The organism is Pseudomonas emilianonis, from assembly GCF_023072625.1.
Lineage (GTDB): Bacteria > Pseudomonadota > Gammaproteobacteria > Pseudomonadales > Pseudomonadaceae > Aquipseudomonas > Aquipseudomonas paraveronii.
Map to the genome: position 1 here is coordinate 1 of NZ_JAKNRV010000486.1, position 3,289 is coordinate 3,289.

Below are 3,289 nucleotides of genomic sequence, written 5' to 3' on the forward strand. Positions count from 1 at the left end.
AGGCCTCCGGTACCCAGGCCCGGTTGAACGTTGCCGGGCAGGGCACGGTGCCCGTGGCCAGTAACGGTGGCAGCATCAGCCTGGCGTCCAACAACGGCCTGTATCTGGACGGCAGCTTTGTCGCCAAGGCCGGCGGTGCCGGTGCGGCGGGTGGGACCCTGGCAGTAGCGCTGGAAAGCCCGTATTACCAAAAAGGCGTAGTCACCGATCGCGTGCTGCAAGCCCGCGAACTGGTACTGAGCCAGACTCATCAACCCCACGCATTGGCCGGCACCGCCGAGGACGCCGCCGCCAGCCTGAAATACGGCCATGGCAGTCTGGGCGTGGATCAGGTCAGCGCCGGGGGCTTCGATAACCTGGCGCTGTTGAGCAATGGCCTGTTGAGCATTGCCGGCGATGTGAACTTGAACATGGGCCAGAGCCTGCGGCTGTACAGCACCGGCTATAGCCTCGCCGACAGCGCGTCTGCGACCTCCCGCGTCAACCTGTCGGCGCCGTATGTGCTGCTGGCTGGCATCCTCGCCCCGGAGGAGGCGAACCGGGATAACTACGTGCGCGCGGTGCCGACGCTGATCAAACCGTCGTTGCTGGCCACCCAGGCGCAGTTCAATGCCAACGCTCAGGTGATCGATGTGCAGGGCAGCGTGGTATTCGGCAACAGCAGCAGCCTGCGCCAGGCTAACGGCAGTCTGGCGAGCCTGCAGCGGCGCGGTTTTGATCAGGTCAACCTGACCAGCCAGGGCGACCTGCGCTTTCTTGCCGGCGCCAGTACCAACGCGGTTGCCAAGGGCATCAGTACCCAATTGCTGACCCAGGGCGATATGACCTTGCGCGCGGCGCAGTTGTACCCCGGTACGGAAGTCAGTGCGCGGGTGGTCGCCGGCTATCAGGGCGAAGGTAATGGCGGCGATCTCAAGTTCGACCCTCTGCGCACGCTGACGATTGGTCGCGCCGGAACGGCGCAGGCGACGATGCCGTACTCGGTGTTCGGGCGTTTGCAGATGAACGCAGCCACTGTGCGCCAAGGCGGCGTGGTGCGGGCGCCCCTGGGTTTGATCGATATCGGCAGCCTGGGCAGCAACCTGGTGCAACTGCTGCCGGGTAGCCTGACGTCGGTGAGTGGCAAGGGCCTGGTGTTGCCGTATGGCGGCACGGTGGATGGCCAGGTCTACAGCTACAACGGCAAGCAGGTGGCGTTTATCGGCCAAGGCGGGGTGGTCACCGAAGAACTGGCGATTGGTGTGGTGCTGGGCGGCAAGTCGGTCAGCGTGCTGCCGGACGCCACTCTGGACCTTTCCGGTGGCGGTGAGCTGTTGGGCGCCGGTTTCGTCTCCGGGCGCGGTGGTTCGACGGATGCGCGGTACAACCCGTTGGTACAGTTTGGCGCCGACGGAACGTTTGTGTTGCCGGGGCTGTCCACCAACCCGGTCTACGCGATTGTGCCGGGCGTGCAGCCCATTGTTGCACCTGCGGGGGGCGACAGCGGGGCCGCGTCGCCGTTGATTGGCCAGCAAATCACCATTGGCGCCGGGGTGCCGGGGCTGCCAGCGGGTACTTACACGCTCATGCCGTCGACCTACGCATTACTGCCAGGCGCGTTCCGGGTCGAGGTCAACGGCTTGGCCGGGCCCGGCAGCGAAGCCGCGACCCAGTTGATGAGCAACGGCTCGTGGACGACCGCCGGGCGCTTATCGATCGCCAATACCGGTATCAGCAACAGCGTTGCCAGCCAGGTGGTCCTGACCTCGGCCGATACCCTGCGCCAGTATTCCCAGTACAACGAAACCAGCTATGCGCAGTTCGCCAGGGCGGATGCGGCGAAACTCGGGGTGCCGCGACCGATGCTGGAAGTCGACGCCAAGACCCTGAAGCTGGCGTTGCGCTCGGGCGGTGGGGCGGATGCGTTTTCCTTCCAGGGCACTGGCCGCTTCGAGGCGGCGGAGGGTGGCTACGGCGGCACCGTCGCGGTGATCGACCCCGGCCACGGCGGCATCGAAGTCATCGCGGCGGACCAACCGGCGACCAGCGGCTTTACAGGCATTACCCTCAAGGCCGACAGCCTCAATGCCCTGGATGCATCACGCTTGATGGTGGGAGGGATGACGGCGGTGGTGTATGGCCAGTCCGGCAACTACATCATCTTGGCGAACGGGTCGAATCGGGCCAACAGCTCGATCATCTTGCGCGAGGGCACCACGCTTGCCGCGCCTGAGGTGTTCCTGGTGAGCAACATTGGCGCGATCACTCTGGAGCAAGGCGCATCGATCAATACGATCGGCCACGGCCAGGCCAGCTACGATGCCCAAGACGGCTATATCTACAAGGTCGCCAACATGCTCGGGGTGTCCAACGGCCTGCTCAATGTGATCGCGGCACCGGGCGCCGGTGGCGAGGTCAGCGCGGGGATCAGCATTGGTACATGCAGCGAGGTGCTCTGCAGTGGGCAGACCGGGCTGTACTCCGAAGGCAGTATCGTTGCGTTGACCGACGCCAGGTTCGAGTTGGGTGACCAGGTGCGTTACGGTACGCGCCACCTTAACCTGGGCGTCAGCGCCATCAACCTGGGCAGCGCCGAAGCGCTGGCGGCCGCTGCTGCCGCGAACCAAGTGCCGGCTGGCCTGACACTCACCCAGACCCTGCTCGACCGCCTGTTGCGTGGCGATACCCAGTTCGGCGCGCCCGCCCTGGAAACCCTGCAACTGTCGGCACGCGACAGCTTCAATTTCTACGGCAGCACCTCCCTGGACACCTACGACCCGCTCACCGGCAAATCGCTGCTGAGCAACCTGATGATTGCCACGCCGGCCATCTACGGTGCCGGCGGGACAAACGATGTGGCCAGCATCCACACCGCCAACCTGATCTGGCAGGGCGCAACCGACCCGGCGGGCGCGGTGGTGAGCGGCGGTGCCGGCACCGGCAGCGGGCGCCTGGATATCAATGCCGAGCGCATCGAATTCGGTTACGGGGCGTTTGCGCAGCCGAGCACCACCCTGACATTCGACCGCCTGGCCTTGGGCTTTGCCAACGTCAACCTGAACGCCAGCGAGCGCATCACCGCCAACCACAAGGGCAGCCTGTCGGTTTATCAGGCCCAGGGTGCCTACGATTCGGTGAAGGGCTTTGAGTACAGTGGCGGCAACCTCACGATTCTTACGCCATTGATGACAGGTGAGGCCGGCTCGGTGAACCGCATCACCGCTGGCGGTGCGATTGATGTGGCGAGCTCCGCCGGCCCACGTGGCACAGTCGACGGCCAGGGCGCCGAGCTCTCGTTGCAGGGCGACAG

General features: G+C 65.2%; 1 pseudogene. It reads left to right on the top strand.

Going from position 1 to position 3,289, the window contains the following annotated elements:
- Positions 1-3,289 (top strand): annotated as a pseudogene (locus L9Z73_RS28065) (hemagglutinin); the annotation flags it as partial.